We start from the raw sequence: 15525 nt of genomic DNA, 5'->3' as shown, positions 1-15525 counted from the left end.
GTGTAAGAGAGGCCTGAAATAAGACAAAACAGAAAGGCTGCGAATCATCTTCGCAGCCTTTCTGTTTATAGCAAATAAAACTCCTGCTCCCCCTTTAGGGGGCCGGGGGGCTCAATATTTCTTATAAACGTTGTACAAAATATTCAGGTCCAGCTGTGTCATTTGGGGGCTGAGGTCTGTTTGTACAAAGTGGCGTTTAAAGGCATCTATGGTATTGGTGATATTTCGGGTATCGTAACCAATTAACCGTAGCGCGGTTACATAATCGAAATTATCGGGAGCCGGAACAACAATATCGTCGCTCCAGTAGCCGAAGCCTTTTGCAGCAAGGCGCTTCCATGGAAAATATGGTCCGGGGTCTGGTTTACGGCCCGGTGCAATATCTGCATGACCGATAAAATTAGCCTGTGGAATATTATAGTTCTTCTTCAACTGGGCCAGCAGGATTAACAGGCTTTTGATTTGTGGTTCGCTGTAGGGCTCGTTTCCGTTGTTATCTATTTCGATACCGATAGAGCAGCTGTTCATGTCGGTAACACTTCCCCATTTACTTATACCGGCTTGCCATGCCCGAAGGTAGTCGTTAAGCATGTGCACCACCTTACCATCTTTGCCAACCACATAATGCGCGCTCACCTGTGTGCGGCGAAGGCTAAAAGTGCGGATGGTTTCCTGCAACGAATCTTGCGCAGTATAATGCAATATTACATAGTTTGGTTTTCGCAAGTTCAAATTCACGGTACCAATAAACTCCGACGGGATAGGCTGACCCAAGCTATCCGTCAGCATAGCTGGGTTCATTTGTTTAGTCACATCAACTAAACTATCAACTTGCGATTGGTAAAAGCTCTTATTAGCCGCAGCAGCCGGATCAACAAGTTTCTTTTTAGACTTACAAGCCGCTAGGGTTAAAACAAAAAGTAGTAGCAGGTAGGGGTAGTGTTTCATTTATGTTTATAGTTGTATTTCAATAGTTTCCTAAACCCGTCCAGATCACTCGGGTCTTGGTATTTATGTATCATGCTGTGGCAGTTAGAACACAATACAGCAAAATCTTTTTTTGCATTTAATTGCACTTGATCTCCGGTCAATAGCGATATTGGCTTAAGATGGTGGGCTTCGATAAAATTTCTTCCCAGTGTTCCGTAAGCATTTTCAAAGTTAATCCCACAAGCTTTACAATTATAACCTTGAGCCTTTTTAACTTTTTTTGATAACTGAACATTTCTTTCCAATCTTTTATGGAACCGAAAATTCCTTAGGTTTTCGAAACCAGTATAATTTTCCTCGTCGCTTTCAACTTCAATTTTACTGGACGAAATCCCGTCGTTATAGCATAACATTTTATAAATCATCAGAATATCAGTTATATCCTGCTGTAATAACTCTTTCTCTGGAATATTATCAGAAGGATAATATTTGGCGATGATATTTCCTGCCTCATACAATTTAGGATATTTAGAAGTCGTGGATTTAAGCGTCCTTAATCTAATATCCATTTCCGTAAATTTTATGTTATCAATCCCAATTTGTGCTCTAAAATCTTGCGCTCTTATCTTTAAAATATCTTTTGTATCTCTTTTATAAACTTTATCAAGACTTGTTACGCCTTGGTTAAGAGATAAATAAAACCCAGACATATCATCTTTAAATAAAAAAACGGGATAATATCCTGATTGAGCCGATCTTGTTATCAATGTATCGAAAATTGCAATCCATGGGCATGCGGCCCAAACTCCCTGACCAGATGAACCTTGAACTTTATAACGAGTTATATCAAGTATTTCATTTATAGCTTCTGGTAACGTCTTTCTTAAAACTTTTCCAAGACGATGATTAGCAAAATCTTGCCCATATGCTTCTTGATAATCGTTAACTATATATTGAAATAACTCCTTCATGATAATGGCATGAAGGTAAAACTTTTCAATTTCTTAATTTCAGTTTTTTAATTTCCCCTACAACCCCATCTCCCTAAAAGTATTTCCCTTACTTAAATCTCCGGTTTCAAAACCGCGTTTAAACCAGTACATCCGCTGGGCGGAGGTGCCGTGGGTGAACGAGTCGGGTTGTACGGATTGGCCGGCTTGCTTTTGGAGGTTGTCGTCGCCTATCTGGTGGGCGGCATTGAGGGCACTTTCTATGTCGTCGGTGTCTAACACAAGGCCATTTTGGTGGTACAGGTTTTCGTAGTGGGCCCAAATACCGGCGTAGAAATCGGCCTGCAGTTCGAGGGCTACGGAGTATTTGTTGCGTTCGGCTTCGCTGCCGGCCTGGCTTTCGGCATTCTCAACTTTTTGCGAGGTGCCTAACAGGTTTTGAACGTGATGGCCTACTTCGTGGGCTATCACATAGGCCTGGGCAAACTCGCCAGGTGCGCCGAAGCGCTGGCTTAGTTCGTTATAGAAAGAAAGATCGATATATACCTTCTCGTCCTGCGGGCAATAAAATGGTCCGGTTGCTGAACTGGCGAAACCGCAGCCGGCGTCAACGCCGCCGCTAAAAAAGTGCAGGGTTGGTTTCTGGTAGGTTTTTCCCGCTGCACGGAAAAGGCTGTCCCAAACTTCCTCTGTACCGCGAAAAGTCATGCTGGCCAGCTTTTCTTCTTTGGTACGGGCATGGGTTACTTTGGTATTCTGCTGATCGCTTGCTCCCATCTGATTACCACCATTACCAATTAGCGATGATGGGTTAATGCCCGTAAACAAATAAAATACCACACCAATTACCCCAACTATACCGCCGCCGAAGGCTAAACCCCGGCCGCCGCCACGGCTGCTGCCTTCTTCAACATTGTCGCTTTCTTTACCGCCAAACCATTGCATATATTTCCGCTTTAATTGTTATCCATTAACATCAACCGTGATTTTTTGTTTCCATGTAACAAATCCGATGAAACATTCCGGTTTTTCATAAAATTGCGAGTATAAGTCGCATTAAATCAATATTTTCACCTGTCACCCCTTAAAACTACGGCATGAAGAAAACTTTTACACTTGCTTTTCTCTCCATCGCGGCCTTCGCACAGGCACAGCAAACAACGATCAGCGGCTTTTCGTCAGCATCGGCAGAAAAAGAACTGCAGTACGAAAAACAGTTCGACCAATCGCTTAGCGCCAAACGCATTGGCGAAACCATAAAACAGCTTTCGGCATATCCGCACCATTTAGGTTCTCCGGGCGGCAAAGCTGTGGCCGACGCCATTTTAGCTAAATACAAAAGCTATGGTTTGGATGCACACATCGAAACCTATAACGTACTGTTTCCAACACCCAAAACGCGTGTGCTGGAAATGACCGGACCAACGCCCTACACGGCCATATTAAAAGAACCGGCTTTGGCAGAAGATGCCACATCGGGACAAGACGGGCAATTGCCAACCTACAATGCCTGGAGTGCCGACGGCGATGTAACCGGTCAGCTGGTGTTTGTAAACTATGGCTTGCCTGATGATTACGATCAACTACAAAAAATGGGCGTTGATGTAAAGGGCAAAATAGTGATTGCTAAATACGGCCGCTCATGGAGGGGTATCAAACCCAAAGTAGCTTATGAACATGGCGCTATTGGCTGTATCATTTACTCTGATCCGAAAGACGATGGTTTTACCCAGGGCGATGTATATCCAAAAGGCGCTTATAAAGGCGAGTATGGCGTACAACGCGGTTCTGTATTGGATATGGTAATTTACCCCGGCGATCCGCTTACACCTTACGTAGGTGCCACTAAAGATGCTAAACGACTGGATCGTTCAGAAGCGCCGACCATTTTAAAGATTCCAGTTCTGCCAATCAGTTACCACGATGCATTACCTTTCTTAACCGCATTGGAAGGCCAGGTAGCACCGGCAGATTGGCGGGGTGGTTTGCCAATAACCTATCACATTGGGCCAGGTAAAACTACCGTTCACTTAAAACTGACATTCAACTGGGATATGGTGCCTTGTTATGATGTAATTGCCAAAATAAAGGGGTCGAAATATCCCGACGAATGGGTTCTTCGCGGCAACCACCACGATGCATGGGTTAACGGTGCAAGCGATCCGATCAGCGGACAATCGGCCATGTTGGATGAAGCCAAAGCCATGGGCGATTTGCTTAAGACCGGCTGGAAGCCAAAACGTACCATTGTATTTTGCTCGTGGGATGGCGAGGAACCAAGCTTAATAGGTTCTACAGAATACGCTGAAGACCACGCTAAAGAGCTACAACAAAAAGCTGTGGTTTACATTAACTCTGATAGCAACGGTCGCGGCTTTTTAGGTGCCGAAGGTTCGCATGCGCTCGAAGGCTTTATGACCGAGATAGAACAGGCCGTTACCGACCCGCAAACTAAAGTGAGTGTTTACGAACGCGCTAAAGCACGCGATCTGGTAAACGCATCGTCTGTCAAAGCCAAAAAAGAAATTATGGATCGGAAGAATGTTCGCCTTGGTGCGCTTGGTTCGGGCTCTGACTATTCTGGCTTCTTACAACACTTGGGTATTACCACCTTAGATCTGGGCTTTGGTGGCGAAGATCCAAGCGGCGATTACCACTCTATTTACGATTCGTACGATAGCTATTCCCGTTTTAAAGATCACGATTTCGAGTATGGACCTGCATTGGCATCGGTAGCCGGTCGCGCCACTTTACGTATGGCCAATGCCGATGTGCTGCCTTTCGATTTTCGTAGTTTATACAGCACCATTGCTAAATACGGCAGTGAGGTAAAAGAACTTGCCGACCAAATGCGCGAAAGCACCGCGATGAACAACAGCCTGATCAAATCAAACCAATTCGGTTTATCATACGATCCAGACAAGCATTTGCCGCAGCCCGAAATTAAGTCAGAAGTTCCGACGATAGATTTCGGTCCGCTTACCAGCGCACTGGAAAGCCTGAAACAAAGCACTGATAAATTAAGTACAGAGTGGGAGCAAGCCGCACAATCTGGCAAAGATCAGGATGCGCTTAACCAAAAGCTTTACCGCGCCGAGCAGCAGTTACTTTCTGCCGAGGGGCTACCGCGTCGCCCATGGTTTAAGCATACTATCTACGCCCCGGGGTTCTATACCGGTTACGGCGTAAAAACCTTACCAGGTATCCGTGAGTCTATCGAACAACGGAACTGGATAGAATTAAAACAACAGATTGATGTTGCCGCCAAAAGCATTACGCAATTGGCAACTTATCTGAGCCCCCCGGCCCCTTGATAGAATCAAGAGCCGGGGATCAAGATAACACAAGAAGGGCTGTGAAATATTTCACAGCCCTTCTTGTGTTATTATAATTTACAATAAGACTAAAATATACATTTCTCCAACTCCTTATAAATTGCCATATCTTCTGTTATTATTTCTGATAATGATAGCTTAAAGGATTCTGGATTTATACTGGTTGTCATACCACAAATGTTTTTGATTTTAGCCACTTCCTTTTTTACATCTTGGTTTTCAATATCAGTAACTAATTTATCATATTCTACTTCATCAAAAACTATCCCGCTGCTTTGACTGAATTTTTTTAACACCTCTTTATCGAAAAGATAATTTTCGATTTCCCACCTTATTAACATTCGATGATTTTCGGGATTTGTTTTTAAATAAAGTTCTCTGTCTGCTAAAGAATTTGGTCTTCCAGAAGACACATCCCTATCTTTTAATACAAGTATTTCAATATCGGAAAACACTTTAGTTAGTATAGCTAAAGCAACGCTACTACGTTGATCTAATTCTGTATTGCCACCACTGGATATAAATAATGTATCCTGATATTTATCATTAAACACATTGTTGAAAACCTTTGCATCAAAACCTCTTTCCTGCCCACGGAATCCTGGCAAATCTCTACCCTCGCAATATATTATTCTTTTGGGGCTTATTAAGCCTGTTAAATCGTCTAAGGCGGTTTCAAATATTTCTGCCCATTTTGCTCTCGTCTTCCTTATTGGTTTTAAGACATGTGCGGTTGAGCCCCAGTCTGTTCCTTTTTTAAATTGTATTATTTCGCATTCATCTTTTAGCTCATTTTGTAAAGCCCTTAAAAATCCAATACTGTGGGTCGCTAACCATATTTGACAGTTAGGGCCAATCAATTTATTTATTTCCAGCAAAAGATTTTTTTGTATTGATGTATTTATATGTAACTCGGGTTCATCAAATAAAAAAACTGTGTCGTCATATTCTTCTTGTCTTAAATACAAATCCAATAAGATGTCCACAATTTCTTTTTCGCCAGAAGACAAAACATTAAATTCAAATTGAACCCCCTGATCAGATTTTTTAAAAAATATAGTTCCTTGACTTGCTTCTATATCTCCCAAACTAACGATTTCTAAATCAAGGCATCTTTTTAACGAGTTGTTTAAGTCGCCTATTATTTTTTGTTTTGCTTCACTGGGCCTGCAATCTGCATGGTTTAAATATTTATTATATTTAATATTTAAACGTCTATAATTCTCTTCCATCTTATCATCAATGTCCGCTGATGAACTTGCTCCATAGGAATTCAATCTAAGCTCTGTTATCGCCCTTGATTGTTCAACTTTTAAACTTGAGTTGTAACGATATGGGCTTCTAAAAGACAGAAGAGTTTTTTCCTTCCCCGACACTTCTTTTTTACGTCTAACACTTTCATAATCTCCGTCTACAAAATCTAAAAGAATGTTTTGATAGGTATAGTTTGGCTCTCGTTTCATAGAATGAAACTCATAGTTTCGACCTCCTTTATTACCCAGGGATCCATAAGCGCTATTGAGAAACAACATTCCATCAAAAACACTACTTTTTCCACAACCATTTGGCCCTACTAAAGCTATTATTCTTTTGGGATTATCTCCTAAATCGATGGTTAAATCGTAAAATCGTTTGTATCCATTCTTAAGCTGGATCTTTTTTATTTTCATTGAAGAGGTTTAAAGTTCCAATAAACATACAAACGATAATTATAAAACAAGAAGAGCTGTGAAATATTTCACAGCCCTTTTTATATAACAAAGTCTTGTCTCTTGATTCTCGATTCCTGACTCTCTTCTTAATTACATTTTCGGCATTCTGCGCATCATGTTGGCCATCGCGGCAGGGTTGCTCATTTGTTTCATCACCTTGCGCATGTCTTCAAACTGCTTAATCAGGCGGTTAACTTCAGCAATGTCTGTACCCGATCCTTTTGAGATCCTGGTACGGCGGCTCTGATTAATGCTATCCGGGTTTTCTTTCTCAAATGGAGTCATTGATTGGATAATGGCTTCGATAGCTTTAAAAGCGTTATCATCTACCTCTACGTCCTTCATCATTTTACCAACACCCGGTATCATGCCCATCAGATCTTTCATGTTACCCATTTTCTTGATCTGCTGTATCTGGCTATAGAAGTCGTTGAAGTCGAATTTATTCTTACGGATCTTCTTTTGGAGTTCCGCAGCTTGTTGTTCGTCAAATTGTTGCTGAGCACGCTCTACCAGGGAAACCACGTCGCCCATGCCCAAAATACGGGAGGCCATACGATCCGGGTGGAACACATCTAGCGCTTCCATCTTTTCGCCTGTACCGATAAATTTGATCGGCTTGCTTACAACAGATTTGATAGAAAGCGCGGCACCACCACGGGTGTCACCATCCAACTTGGTTAACACCGCACCGGTAAAGTCCAAACGGTCGTTAAATACCTTGGCTGTGTTCACCGCGTCCTGACCGGTCATGGCATCAACCACAAACAAAATTTCATGTGGTTGGGTAGCCGCTTTAACGCGCTCAATCTCTTGCATCATGGCCTCATCCACAGCCAAACGACCGGCGGTGTCAATAATCACCACGTTATGGCCGTTTGCTTTAGCCTGTGCAATACCTTCTAAAGCAATAGCAACCGGATCTTTCGACTCGCGGTTAGCATATACCGGTACGCCTATCTGGGTACCCAAAACCTCTAACTGATCAATCGCCGCCGGGCGATAAACGTCGTCGGCAACCAATAGAGGTTTCTTTTTTAGTTGTGTTTTTAAATAGTTGGCTAGCTTACCGGTAAAGGTGGTTTTACCCGCACCGTTTAAGCCCGCTATTAAAATAATGGTTGGTGAAGCTGATAAATTCAGCTCGGCAGTGCTGCCACCCATTAAAGCAGTCAGCTCATCATTCATGATTTTGGTAAGCAATTGCCCCGGCGAAATGGTGGTTAACACGTTTTCACCTAAAGCCTTTTGCTTTACATCATCAGTAAATGCTTTTGCAGTTTTATAGTTAACGTCGGCATCCAGTAAGGCTTTTCTAATTTCCTTCATGGTTTCGGCCACGTTGATCTCGCTTATACTTCCTTGTCCTTTTAGAACCTTAAACGCCCTGTCGAGCTTATCCGAAAGATTTTCAAACATATCTGGTCAACCTCTTTTATCTCAGTTTTTTGAGGACTACAAAGTTATGATTTTGAATTTATTCCACCGTATCAACTTGCATAGTAAAACTTTTAATTATCAAAGTGTAACTATTTACTTACGAAACGCATCTTATGCTTGTTCTTGCTAACCGTTTATGCCCAGATTTTATACGCTCTTATTCTTTATTTTAATTAGTTTTTCGGCTATCTCTCAGCCTGTTATCAGAAAACTGGCGGCCATTAAAACTACCGTTGCTCCTAAAATAGATGGCAGCCTGGACGACGATGTCTGGAAAAATGTTCCGATAGCAACCGATTTTGTTGAACTAAACCCTACTTCGGGCAGGCATGAAAAGCCGGAAGAACGTACCGAGATAAAAATAATTTACGATAACGAAGCTATTTATGTGGGTGCCCGGATGTATGAAACATCGGCCGATAAAGTAGCCCGCGAGCTAACCACCCGCGACAATATTGCCAATGACGATTTTTTGGGTATTGTATTAGATACCTACCTCGACCGCATTAACGGCAGCGGCTTTTATGTTACCGCAGCGGGCGTACAGTTTGACGCTAAATACTCTAACCAGGGAAATGAAGACCCTAACTGGAACTCGGTGTGGATAAGCAAAGTGAAGGTTGACAATCAAGGCTGGACGGCCGAGTTTAAGATCCCGTATTCGGCGCTGCGTTTTGCTAATAAAGAGGTGCAAACCTGGGGCTTAAACTTTGTGCGAAAGCGAAACTTCGAACAAAAGCAATTATTCTGGAATGAGATAGACCCGAAGAAAAACGGCTTTATAAACCAGGAAGGTGAACTTACCGGGATAGAAAAGGTTACACCACCGGTAAGGTTAGCGTTTTACCCTTATGCATCTACCTATGTAAACCATTATCCATACAATACTACCGGTGTAAAAAACACTACCAACTCTTTTAACGGTGGTATGGATGTTAAATATGGCATTAACGCCAGTTTTACGCTCGACATGACGTTGATACCTGATTTTGGGCAGGTGCAATCGGACAACCGCATTCTTAATTTAACCCCTTTCGAAGTTAAGTACAACGAGAACCGGCCTTTCTTTACAGAGGGCACCGAGTTATTTAACAAGGGTAACCTGTTTTATTCGCGCAGGGTGGGTGGCCAACCGATTGACTATAATAATGCTTATGATAATTTAGCGCCTAACGAAGCCGTTATTAAAAACCCTACCGAAACCAAACTTTACAATGCCACCAAATTTTCGGGGCGTATGGCTAATGGTTTGGGTATTGGGGTGTTCAACGCGGTTAGCGCTCCGGCTTATGCCACCATACAGGATACGGTGACTAATACGTCGCGTAAGGTACAAACCAGCCCTGTTACCAACTACAATATCATCGTGTTGGATCAAAACCTGAAGAACAACTCGGCAGTAACTTTTATTAATACCAATGTTGATAGGTTTGGCAAAGATTATAATGCCGACGTTGGTGGCTTTGTGTTCAGTCTTAACAATAAGAAGAACTCTTACAACCTGAGCGGCTTTGCCATGATGAGCAACCTGTTTTATACCGACAGGCAAACAACCACCGGTTACAGCTATGAAATAAACGCTGGCAAAACGCTGGGTAATTTTACCTGGAATATTATCGAAGACCTGGTCGACAGCAAATACAGCTCAAACGATCTGGGTATTATGTTCAACAACAATTACTTCGACCACAATATTAATATGTATTATAACAGCTACAAGCCGAAGCGTTATTTTACATCTTGGGGTATTTATGGTAACGTGTACTATTCGCGCAGATACAAGCCGAGTGCGTACCAGACGCTTAACTTTAATAGTGAATATTACTTTACCACCAAAAAGGGTTTGTGGCGAGGGTATATCGATTTAAGCTATAAAGCAGCCGGAAACGATTTTTACGAGCCCCGTGTAGCCGGCCTTGTTTATCAAACCCCGGCAAGCGCTGGTATTGGAGGCGGCATAAACAGTAACAGGGCGAAACGTTTTTATGGAGGTATATTTTATTTCTACAGAAAAATAGACCGGCTTAGTGGCTATGGTTACGATAGTGAAGCCTATTATACTTTCCGTATCAGTAACAAATTCTCTTTCGGACAGGATGTGATTTACAGCCCGCGGATTAACTATACAGGCTTCTCGACACTCGACAGCGCAGGTACTACACCAATTTTTGCATTGCGAAATGTGCATACCATCGAAAACATATTTAATCTTAAATACACCTTTAATAACACTATGGGATTAACCCTGCGTGCAAGGCATTACTGGAGCAAGCTAAACAATAAGCAGTTTTATAACCTATCGCCAGATGGCGCTTTGGTTGATCTTACCTCGACCAACTTTAACCACGATAACGATCAGAACTTTAACACCTGGAACCTGGATATGATCTATGCCTGGGTATTTTCTCCTGGTAGTGAGTTAAGTTTGGCGTGGAAGGGCTCGTCACAAACCAACACCGATCAGGCGAGAAATGGTTATCTATATAATTTGCATGATACGTTCACCCAACCGCAAAACAACAACTTTTCGATAAAAGTGCTTTATTATATCGACTACCAGAGCTTACGCAAAAAGAAACACGCTTAACTTACGGAAACTTGTAGATTACACCCAGGGCCAACCCTTCCGAGCCTTGTATTTTTGGCGCGGTATCTTTATCGTACAACGCTGTAGCATTAATTGTTACAGCTATAAGCTTGTTCACCTTTGCAGTTAAAACAGCATCAATACGGTGGTCGATGTTTTCGAGTGAACGGCCGTAAGGTATAAACAATGCATATCGTGTATTTAAATGCACGTTTGGCATAATATCTTTATCATAAACAGCCACGGCTTGAAATGCCAGCTCGTTTAAAAAAGTATGGCCTTTTTTAACCCCGTAACTTGTTGGATTGTTCGGGTCATTTTGCGGCAAATTGCGGTAAAGTGTTGTATCTAACACAAAGGTTTGGCGGGCGGTACCCGTACCCAAACGTAAATCGAACACCTTGTTTGGCTTATACTCAAAACCCAACGATTCGGTAACATAACCGGGAGACATAAAATTGGAGATCAGCAACGGATAACCAGGTAAGGTACCGGTGTCATCGTACTGAAAACCTTTGTCAAATTGCGACTCAAAACTTACCGAACCGAAGAAATACCATGTTTTAGATAATTGGGTTGCTATCTTGTTATCGAAGAATATACGGTCGTTCGTTTTACGCGCCGTTTGCCCTTTGTTGTGCGATTTGCCATATAGCAACAATAATTCACTGGTATAGTCAAAAGGCGCTTTGTTGTATTCTGTTTTATAGTCGAAGTTTCCGCCGATGGCTAGCGAGTTTACACCCCCGCCACTCCAGTTATTACTAAATGCCGTCTGATTTAAATTGATACCAAATGTTATCCATTTGCGCCAGTACGATACTTTATAATCAAGCAAACCAACCGGAACCAAGTTCTGTTCGATGGTAAATGGCTTTGTTACCACAGGCAGTTTAAACCGGCGCAGATCTATCCGGTACTTATTAAGCACTCCTGTGTCTATCTTAACTGTGTCTAGTTTAGCCAGGCTATCTATTCGCCTAAGGCTGTCAGCCCGCTGCAGGCTATCTATATGATGCTGAAGGCTGTCGGTAACCTGAGCCCTTGACTGCAGTGTTATAACCGTAAATAAAAATAGGAGAGAGGTAAAGACGCGTTTAAACATTCAGTAGCAAATAAAAACAAAAATGCCCTTTTAAAAAAAAGGAAAAATATAATTATGTCTGCCTTACAGTTATTTCACATAATTTATCCATGCATACAACTTCCTTTTGTACAAATAATCGGTATTGTATTCATTGGCGTAGGCTTCCCGCTCAAACCATATCATTTCATAAGCCCGGCTATGATTTCTGTAACGCACAAAATTTATGCAATAGCTTAACGCATAAAGCAAATAAAACGGTATAACTAATAATTCGGCTTCCTGTTTTAAATGGATGGTTTCGTGCCGCATTAAAACTTCATCCTCCAAAAGTTGCTTGTTGCTCACCAATATAAACGGAAATAAGGCTATACCCGCAACCTTTAAAAAAGGCGCCACAATTATGGGGTATCTACTTTTTTTCATCATCTGGCACTATATGGGGCAATACCGGCAAGGTATAACGTCTGTTTGGACTGCGCAAGTACCTGCGATAGTTGGCCTTAATGCTGGCTATAAAATCGTAATCGCTTGCTGTAACTACCATGTAGTAACCTGGCCTGTAACGCAGCATAAACTCCGAAAGCTTTGGTTCTGTTAAACCGGTGATATTGCCAACCAGGGTTTTATTAAACCGATAGTCGATAATATTTTCGTGATAATCGCGCTCTATAATTCCTTTAAGGCGTTCCGCATTACGGCCGCTGCGGCTTATCATATTCCAGATAGCATCGATGCTAATACCCGCTCCGCCATAAGGCGAAGTACTTAAAATACTACGGTTGCCTAATGATCCATATATCTTGGTATAATCTCTTTGGGTAGCTTGATAGCGCTCCAGTGGTGTTTTCAGTGTATCGTGTATATCTACCTGTTTCAGCATAATACTGGTTGCCTTAAGGTACACCGCAATAGAACCCGTATTTTTTACCGTTACCGTGTCATTTGCATAATTAACTTTGCTAAAAATAAGCTGATCGCCAATTTTAACGTTAATGTGAAATTCGGCCTGCAGGTTATTGTAGATAGACTCTTTGGTTCGCGCATTTACAATGTTTACTTTGGCTATGCGCTCTTTGCTATCTTTATCAAACACAACACCATCAACAGGTTTCTGCTGAGCAACAGCATGCAACAACGAACCAAAAAAACAAAGAAATATTAACCACCTTTTACTCACAGCACCAAAACTAAACTTACAGGCCGGGCAAATCATACTTTTTAACAATAATTAACAGGCTATCGGGCTATAACAAGTGTTTGCCCTATCTTAATGTTATTGTCAGCCATATTGTTAAGTGCTTTCAGATCATCCACGGTAAGTCCAAAACGACGGGAAATGTTATATAGTGTGTCGCCGGTGGTAACCGTATATGTTTTGTTAACCGGGGCAGCGCCAATTATAGAGTCTTTTGTTGCCTTGCCTATGTTTTCATTAATCTCTGTAAGTACGCGGTCTTCGCGTTTTACTTTTTGAGCCTCATTTTCAGGGCGGTCGTAAACGTCGAGACCATATTTCTGGATAATGTTGATGATGAGTTGCGGATATTTGGGGTTGGTTGCGTAACCTGCATCCTTTAACCCTTGTGCCCAACCCTGGTAGTCGTTTTTATCCAGCTCGAACAAATGGGCATAACGCTTGCGTTTCAAAAACTCCGAATGATCGCGAAACGATTCCTCGGGATTGTTGTACACGCGGAAACAGTCGTTCACCTGGTCGTCGTCTTTAAAATAACTTTGCCCGTGCCATTCGCTGTTACATTTTATGCCGAAGTGATTGTTGGCGTAGCGCGCCAAGTCCCCATTACCAGTACCGGACTCGAAAAGCCCTTGCGCCAGCGTTATACTGGCAGGTATGCCGTACAAATTCATTTCTTGTATAGCAATGGCTTTAAACCTGTCTACATATTGTTGGGTGGTATAAGTAACAAAACCGCCGGTTGGCTCCTGGCGTTGCTGCTTTATCTTTTCGTTGTTATCATGCGCCCGCGTGTTTGAAACAACAGGTGCTGCAGAAGGATAATTTGGCCTGTTAGTATGTACTACCTTTTTGTGCGCAGAACAGGCGCTAAATGAAATGGCGATTAAAAATAGGAGTGCAGTTTTACGCATTAAGCTAAATATTAGGTTGGCCCACAAAAAACAAGTCCAAACTTAACATTTATAATGTGGTTTATTCCACATTTTTAGCAGGCTGTGGTTGCGGCTGCTCTTCGGGCTTCTCGTCGTAAGCATTAAGCTGATATTTTTTGATCAAGCCTAACACCTGTGAACCCCATTTTTTACTGCTGGCATAACCACTACGCTGAATGCCCTTTACCCATCCTAAATAATCATAGTGGTTAAGGCTTTCGGCCAGATGGCTAAACTGCTTACGCTCTGTCATGATACGGGCAAAATCCTGGAAAGAATCGATAGCCGAATCGTATTGTTTATAGGATGAATGTGTTGGTTTACGACCTGTATAAGATACAGGGCTTCTACCTTTTACACCAAAGTGATTGTTTTGCGTACGCGCTAATTTGCTTGTTCCGCTGCCCGATTCGTGCATGGCGATGGCCAAAACGATACTTGCAGGCACACCGCTCTCGTGCATAATGCGAATGGCATTATCTTTGAACTTTTGAATATAAGTTGTAGAGGCGTTTTGTGCTGAAACAGCTGATGCGGAAATAACTAAAGAGACAATCAGTAGGATTTTCTTCATAATTTAAATTTTTCGGATGATCAGGATTCCGTCTCTGACCGGTAGAATTAGTTTTTCTACCCGGGTGTCAACAGCTATCTGATCATTTAGTTTGCGAAACATTTGTGTATCGGCATCTTTTTCTTCGCCATACACCTTCCCTTTCCACAAAACATTATCAATTATAATTAAACCTGCCGGTTTTACTTTATCAATCACCGCTTCGAAGTAGGCTAAATTGCTCTTCTTATCGGCGTCGATAAATACAAGATTAAACAAATTATTCGGAAACTCCAAAATTTTCGGCATCGCATCACCAATGTGCAGCCTGATTTTTTCGCTCATACCTGCTGATTCAAAGTTATTTAGCAGCATGGTTTCCATCTCGGCATTCACTTCCAGCGTATCCAGCTTTCCTCCTTCAACAAGGCCTTCGGCAAGGCAAATTGCAGAGTAACCTGTAAAGGCCCCTATCTCTAAAATCCGCTCTGGGCTGATCATTTTGCTCAGCATACTTAACACCCGCCCCTGGTAATGGCCCGAAAGCATATTCGGTTTTAGCACCTTTAAATAAGTTTCGCGATTGATCTTTTTTAGCGCTTCGGGTTCCGATTCGCAATGGGCATCGAGGTAAGCCTGCAATTTTGGATCTAAAATTTCCATAGTGCAAAAATACGGAAGAGAGTCAAGAATCGAGAATCAGGAATCAAGAGGTGGACGCACTATGATTGTCAACTCCCGCATTGTTATATTAACGATAGTGAAATATCTTCCTCGTTTTTTGTTTTGAACCAGAATTTA

13 protein-coding genes are annotated in these 15525 nt (G+C 42.1%); 2 read left to right on the top strand and 11 right to left on the bottom strand.

Annotated features, from left to right (window positions below; translation table 11 throughout):
* Positions 1 to 111: 111 nt before the first annotated feature.
* Genes GSY63_RS08640 through ypfJ form a run of 3 tightly spaced genes read right to left on the bottom strand, consistent with a single transcriptional unit; the run spans position 112 to position 2825 of the window.
* Positions 112 to 948, bottom strand: a complete 837-nt coding sequence (locus GSY63_RS08640; RefSeq protein ID WP_166585389.1) for an N-acetylmuramoyl-L-alanine amidase — start codon at positions 946 to 948, stop codon at positions 112 to 114.
* The gene (locus GSY63_RS08635; RefSeq protein WP_166585388.1) at positions 945 to 1901 is read right to left on the bottom strand and encodes an MrcB family domain-containing protein; all 957 of its coding nucleotides are present in this window, start codon (positions 1899 to 1901) and stop codon (positions 945 to 947) included. Before GSY63_RS08635 ends, GSY63_RS08640 begins: the two co-directional genes overlap by 4 nt.
* 57 nt (positions 1902 to 1958) lie before the next feature.
* The gene (gene ypfJ / locus GSY63_RS08630; RefSeq protein ID WP_166585387.1) at positions 1959 to 2825 is read right to left on the bottom strand and encodes a KPN_02809 family neutral zinc metallopeptidase; all 867 of its coding nucleotides are present in this window, start codon (positions 2823 to 2825) and stop codon (positions 1959 to 1961) included.
* 152 nt (positions 2826 to 2977) lie between these two features.
* On the opposite strand from ypfJ, the gene GSY63_RS08625 reads away from it, so the two are divergent.
* On the top strand, positions 2978 to 5194 hold the full coding sequence (locus GSY63_RS08625; protein ID WP_166585386.1) for a transferrin receptor-like dimerization domain-containing protein: 2217 nt from the start codon (positions 2978 to 2980) through the stop codon (positions 5192 to 5194).
* 89 nt (positions 5195 to 5283) lie between these two features.
* Here the strand turns inward: GSY63_RS08625 and GSY63_RS08620 are convergent, their stop codons facing one another.
* Together GSY63_RS08620 and ffh are read right to left on the bottom strand one after the other, a co-directional pair.
* Positions 5284 to 6885 carry an AAA family ATPase gene (locus GSY63_RS08620; protein ID WP_166585385.1) on the bottom strand — a complete coding sequence of 534 codons (1602 nt, stop codon included), beginning with the start codon at positions 6883 to 6885 and terminating at the stop codon, positions 5284 to 5286.
* Between the two features lie 132 nt (positions 6886 to 7017).
* Positions 7018 to 8346, bottom strand: coding sequence for a signal recognition particle protein (gene ffh, locus GSY63_RS08615; protein WP_166585384.1), 1329 nt, complete (start codon positions 8344 to 8346; stop codon positions 7018 to 7020).
* A gap of 157 nt (positions 8347 to 8503) precedes the next feature.
* Between ffh and GSY63_RS08610 the strand changes: the two genes are divergently transcribed.
* Entirely contained in the window at positions 8504 to 10954 is a 2451-nt protein-coding gene (locus GSY63_RS08610; protein ID WP_166585383.1) for a DUF5916 domain-containing protein, read from the top strand.
* Position 10955: 1 nt separating this feature from the next.
* Here the strand turns inward: GSY63_RS08610 and GSY63_RS08605 are convergent, their stop codons facing one another.
* From GSY63_RS08605 to GSY63_RS08580, 6 genes are all read right to left on the bottom strand, one after another.
* Complete coding sequence (locus GSY63_RS08605; RefSeq protein ID WP_166585382.1) at positions 10956 to 12059, bottom strand: DUF3078 domain-containing protein; 1104 nt, start codon at positions 12057 to 12059, stop codon at positions 10956 to 10958.
* Positions 12060 to 12128: 69 nt separating this feature from the next.
* Positions 12129 to 12467, bottom strand: coding sequence for a hypothetical protein (locus tag GSY63_RS08600; RefSeq protein WP_243749189.1), 339 nt, complete (start codon positions 12465 to 12467; stop codon positions 12129 to 12131).
* The gene (locus GSY63_RS08595; RefSeq protein ID WP_166585381.1) at positions 12451 to 13218 is read right to left on the bottom strand and encodes a carboxypeptidase-like regulatory domain-containing protein; all 768 of its coding nucleotides are present in this window, start codon (positions 13216 to 13218) and stop codon (positions 12451 to 12453) included. The genes GSY63_RS08600 and GSY63_RS08595 overlap by 17 nt, the downstream gene beginning before the upstream one ends.
* Positions 13219 to 13277: 59 nt before the next feature.
* Positions 13278 to 14150 carry a glucosaminidase domain-containing protein gene (locus GSY63_RS08590; protein ID WP_166585380.1) on the bottom strand — a complete coding sequence of 291 codons (873 nt, stop codon included), beginning with the start codon at positions 14148 to 14150 and terminating at the stop codon, positions 13278 to 13280.
* Between the two features lie 61 nt (positions 14151 to 14211).
* Entirely contained in the window at positions 14212 to 14745 is a 534-nt protein-coding gene (locus tag GSY63_RS08585; RefSeq protein WP_166585379.1) for a glucosaminidase domain-containing protein, read from the bottom strand.
* Between the two features lie 3 nt (positions 14746 to 14748).
* Positions 14749 to 15387 (bottom strand): O-methyltransferase, encoded by a 639-nt coding sequence (locus GSY63_RS08580; protein ID WP_166585378.1) that lies wholly within the window; start codon positions 15385 to 15387, stop codon positions 14749 to 14751.
* Positions 15388 to 15525 lie beyond the last annotated feature (138 nt).

The organism is Mucilaginibacter agri (genome assembly GCF_009928685.1).
In the GTDB taxonomy this organism is placed as follows: Bacteria; Bacteroidota; Bacteroidia; order Sphingobacteriales; family Sphingobacteriaceae; genus Mucilaginibacter; species Mucilaginibacter agri.
The sequence above is the reverse complement of the archived record's forward strand: the minus strand, read 5'-3'. Positions and strand labels throughout refer to the sequence as shown.

Excerpts from the sequence above, each read along its gene's own strand:
- GSY63_RS08640 (WP_166585389.1), bottom strand. The coding sequence starts at position 948 with ATGAAACACTACCCCTACCTGCTACTACTTTTTGTTTTAACCCTAGCG.
- GSY63_RS08635 (WP_166585388.1), bottom strand. The coding sequence starts at position 1,901 with ATGAAGGAGTTATTTCAATATATAGTTAACGATTATCAAGAAGCATAT.
- ypfJ (WP_166585387.1), bottom strand. The coding sequence starts at position 2,825 with ATGCAATGGTTTGGCGGTAAAGAAAGCGACAATGTTGAAGAAGGCAGC.
- GSY63_RS08625 (WP_166585386.1), top strand. The coding sequence starts at position 2,978 with ATGAAGAAAACTTTTACACTTGCTTTTCTCTCCATCGCGGCCTTCGCA.
- GSY63_RS08620 (WP_166585385.1), bottom strand. The coding sequence starts at position 6,885 with ATGAAAATAAAAAAGATCCAGCTTAAGAATGGATACAAACGATTTTAC.
- ffh (WP_166585384.1), bottom strand. The coding sequence starts at position 8,346 with ATGTTTGAAAATCTTTCGGATAAGCTCGACAGGGCGTTTAAGGTTCTA.
- GSY63_RS08610 (WP_166585383.1), top strand. The coding sequence starts at position 8,504 with ATGCCCAGATTTTATACGCTCTTATTCTTTATTTTAATTAGTTTTTCG.
- GSY63_RS08605 (WP_166585382.1), bottom strand. The coding sequence starts at position 12,059 with ATGTTTAAACGCGTCTTTACCTCTCTCCTATTTTTATTTACGGTTATA.
- GSY63_RS08600 (WP_243749189.1), bottom strand. The coding sequence starts at position 12,467 with ATGATGAAAAAAAGTAGATACCCCATAATTGTGGCGCCTTTTTTAAAG.
- GSY63_RS08590 (WP_166585380.1), bottom strand. The coding sequence starts at position 14,150 with ATGCGTAAAACTGCACTCCTATTTTTAATCGCCATTTCATTTAGCGCC.
- GSY63_RS08585 (WP_166585379.1), bottom strand. The coding sequence starts at position 14,745 with ATGAAGAAAATCCTACTGATTGTCTCTTTAGTTATTTCCGCATCAGCT.
- GSY63_RS08580 (WP_166585378.1), bottom strand. The coding sequence starts at position 15,387 with ATGGAAATTTTAGATCCAAAATTGCAGGCTTACCTCGATGCCCATTGC.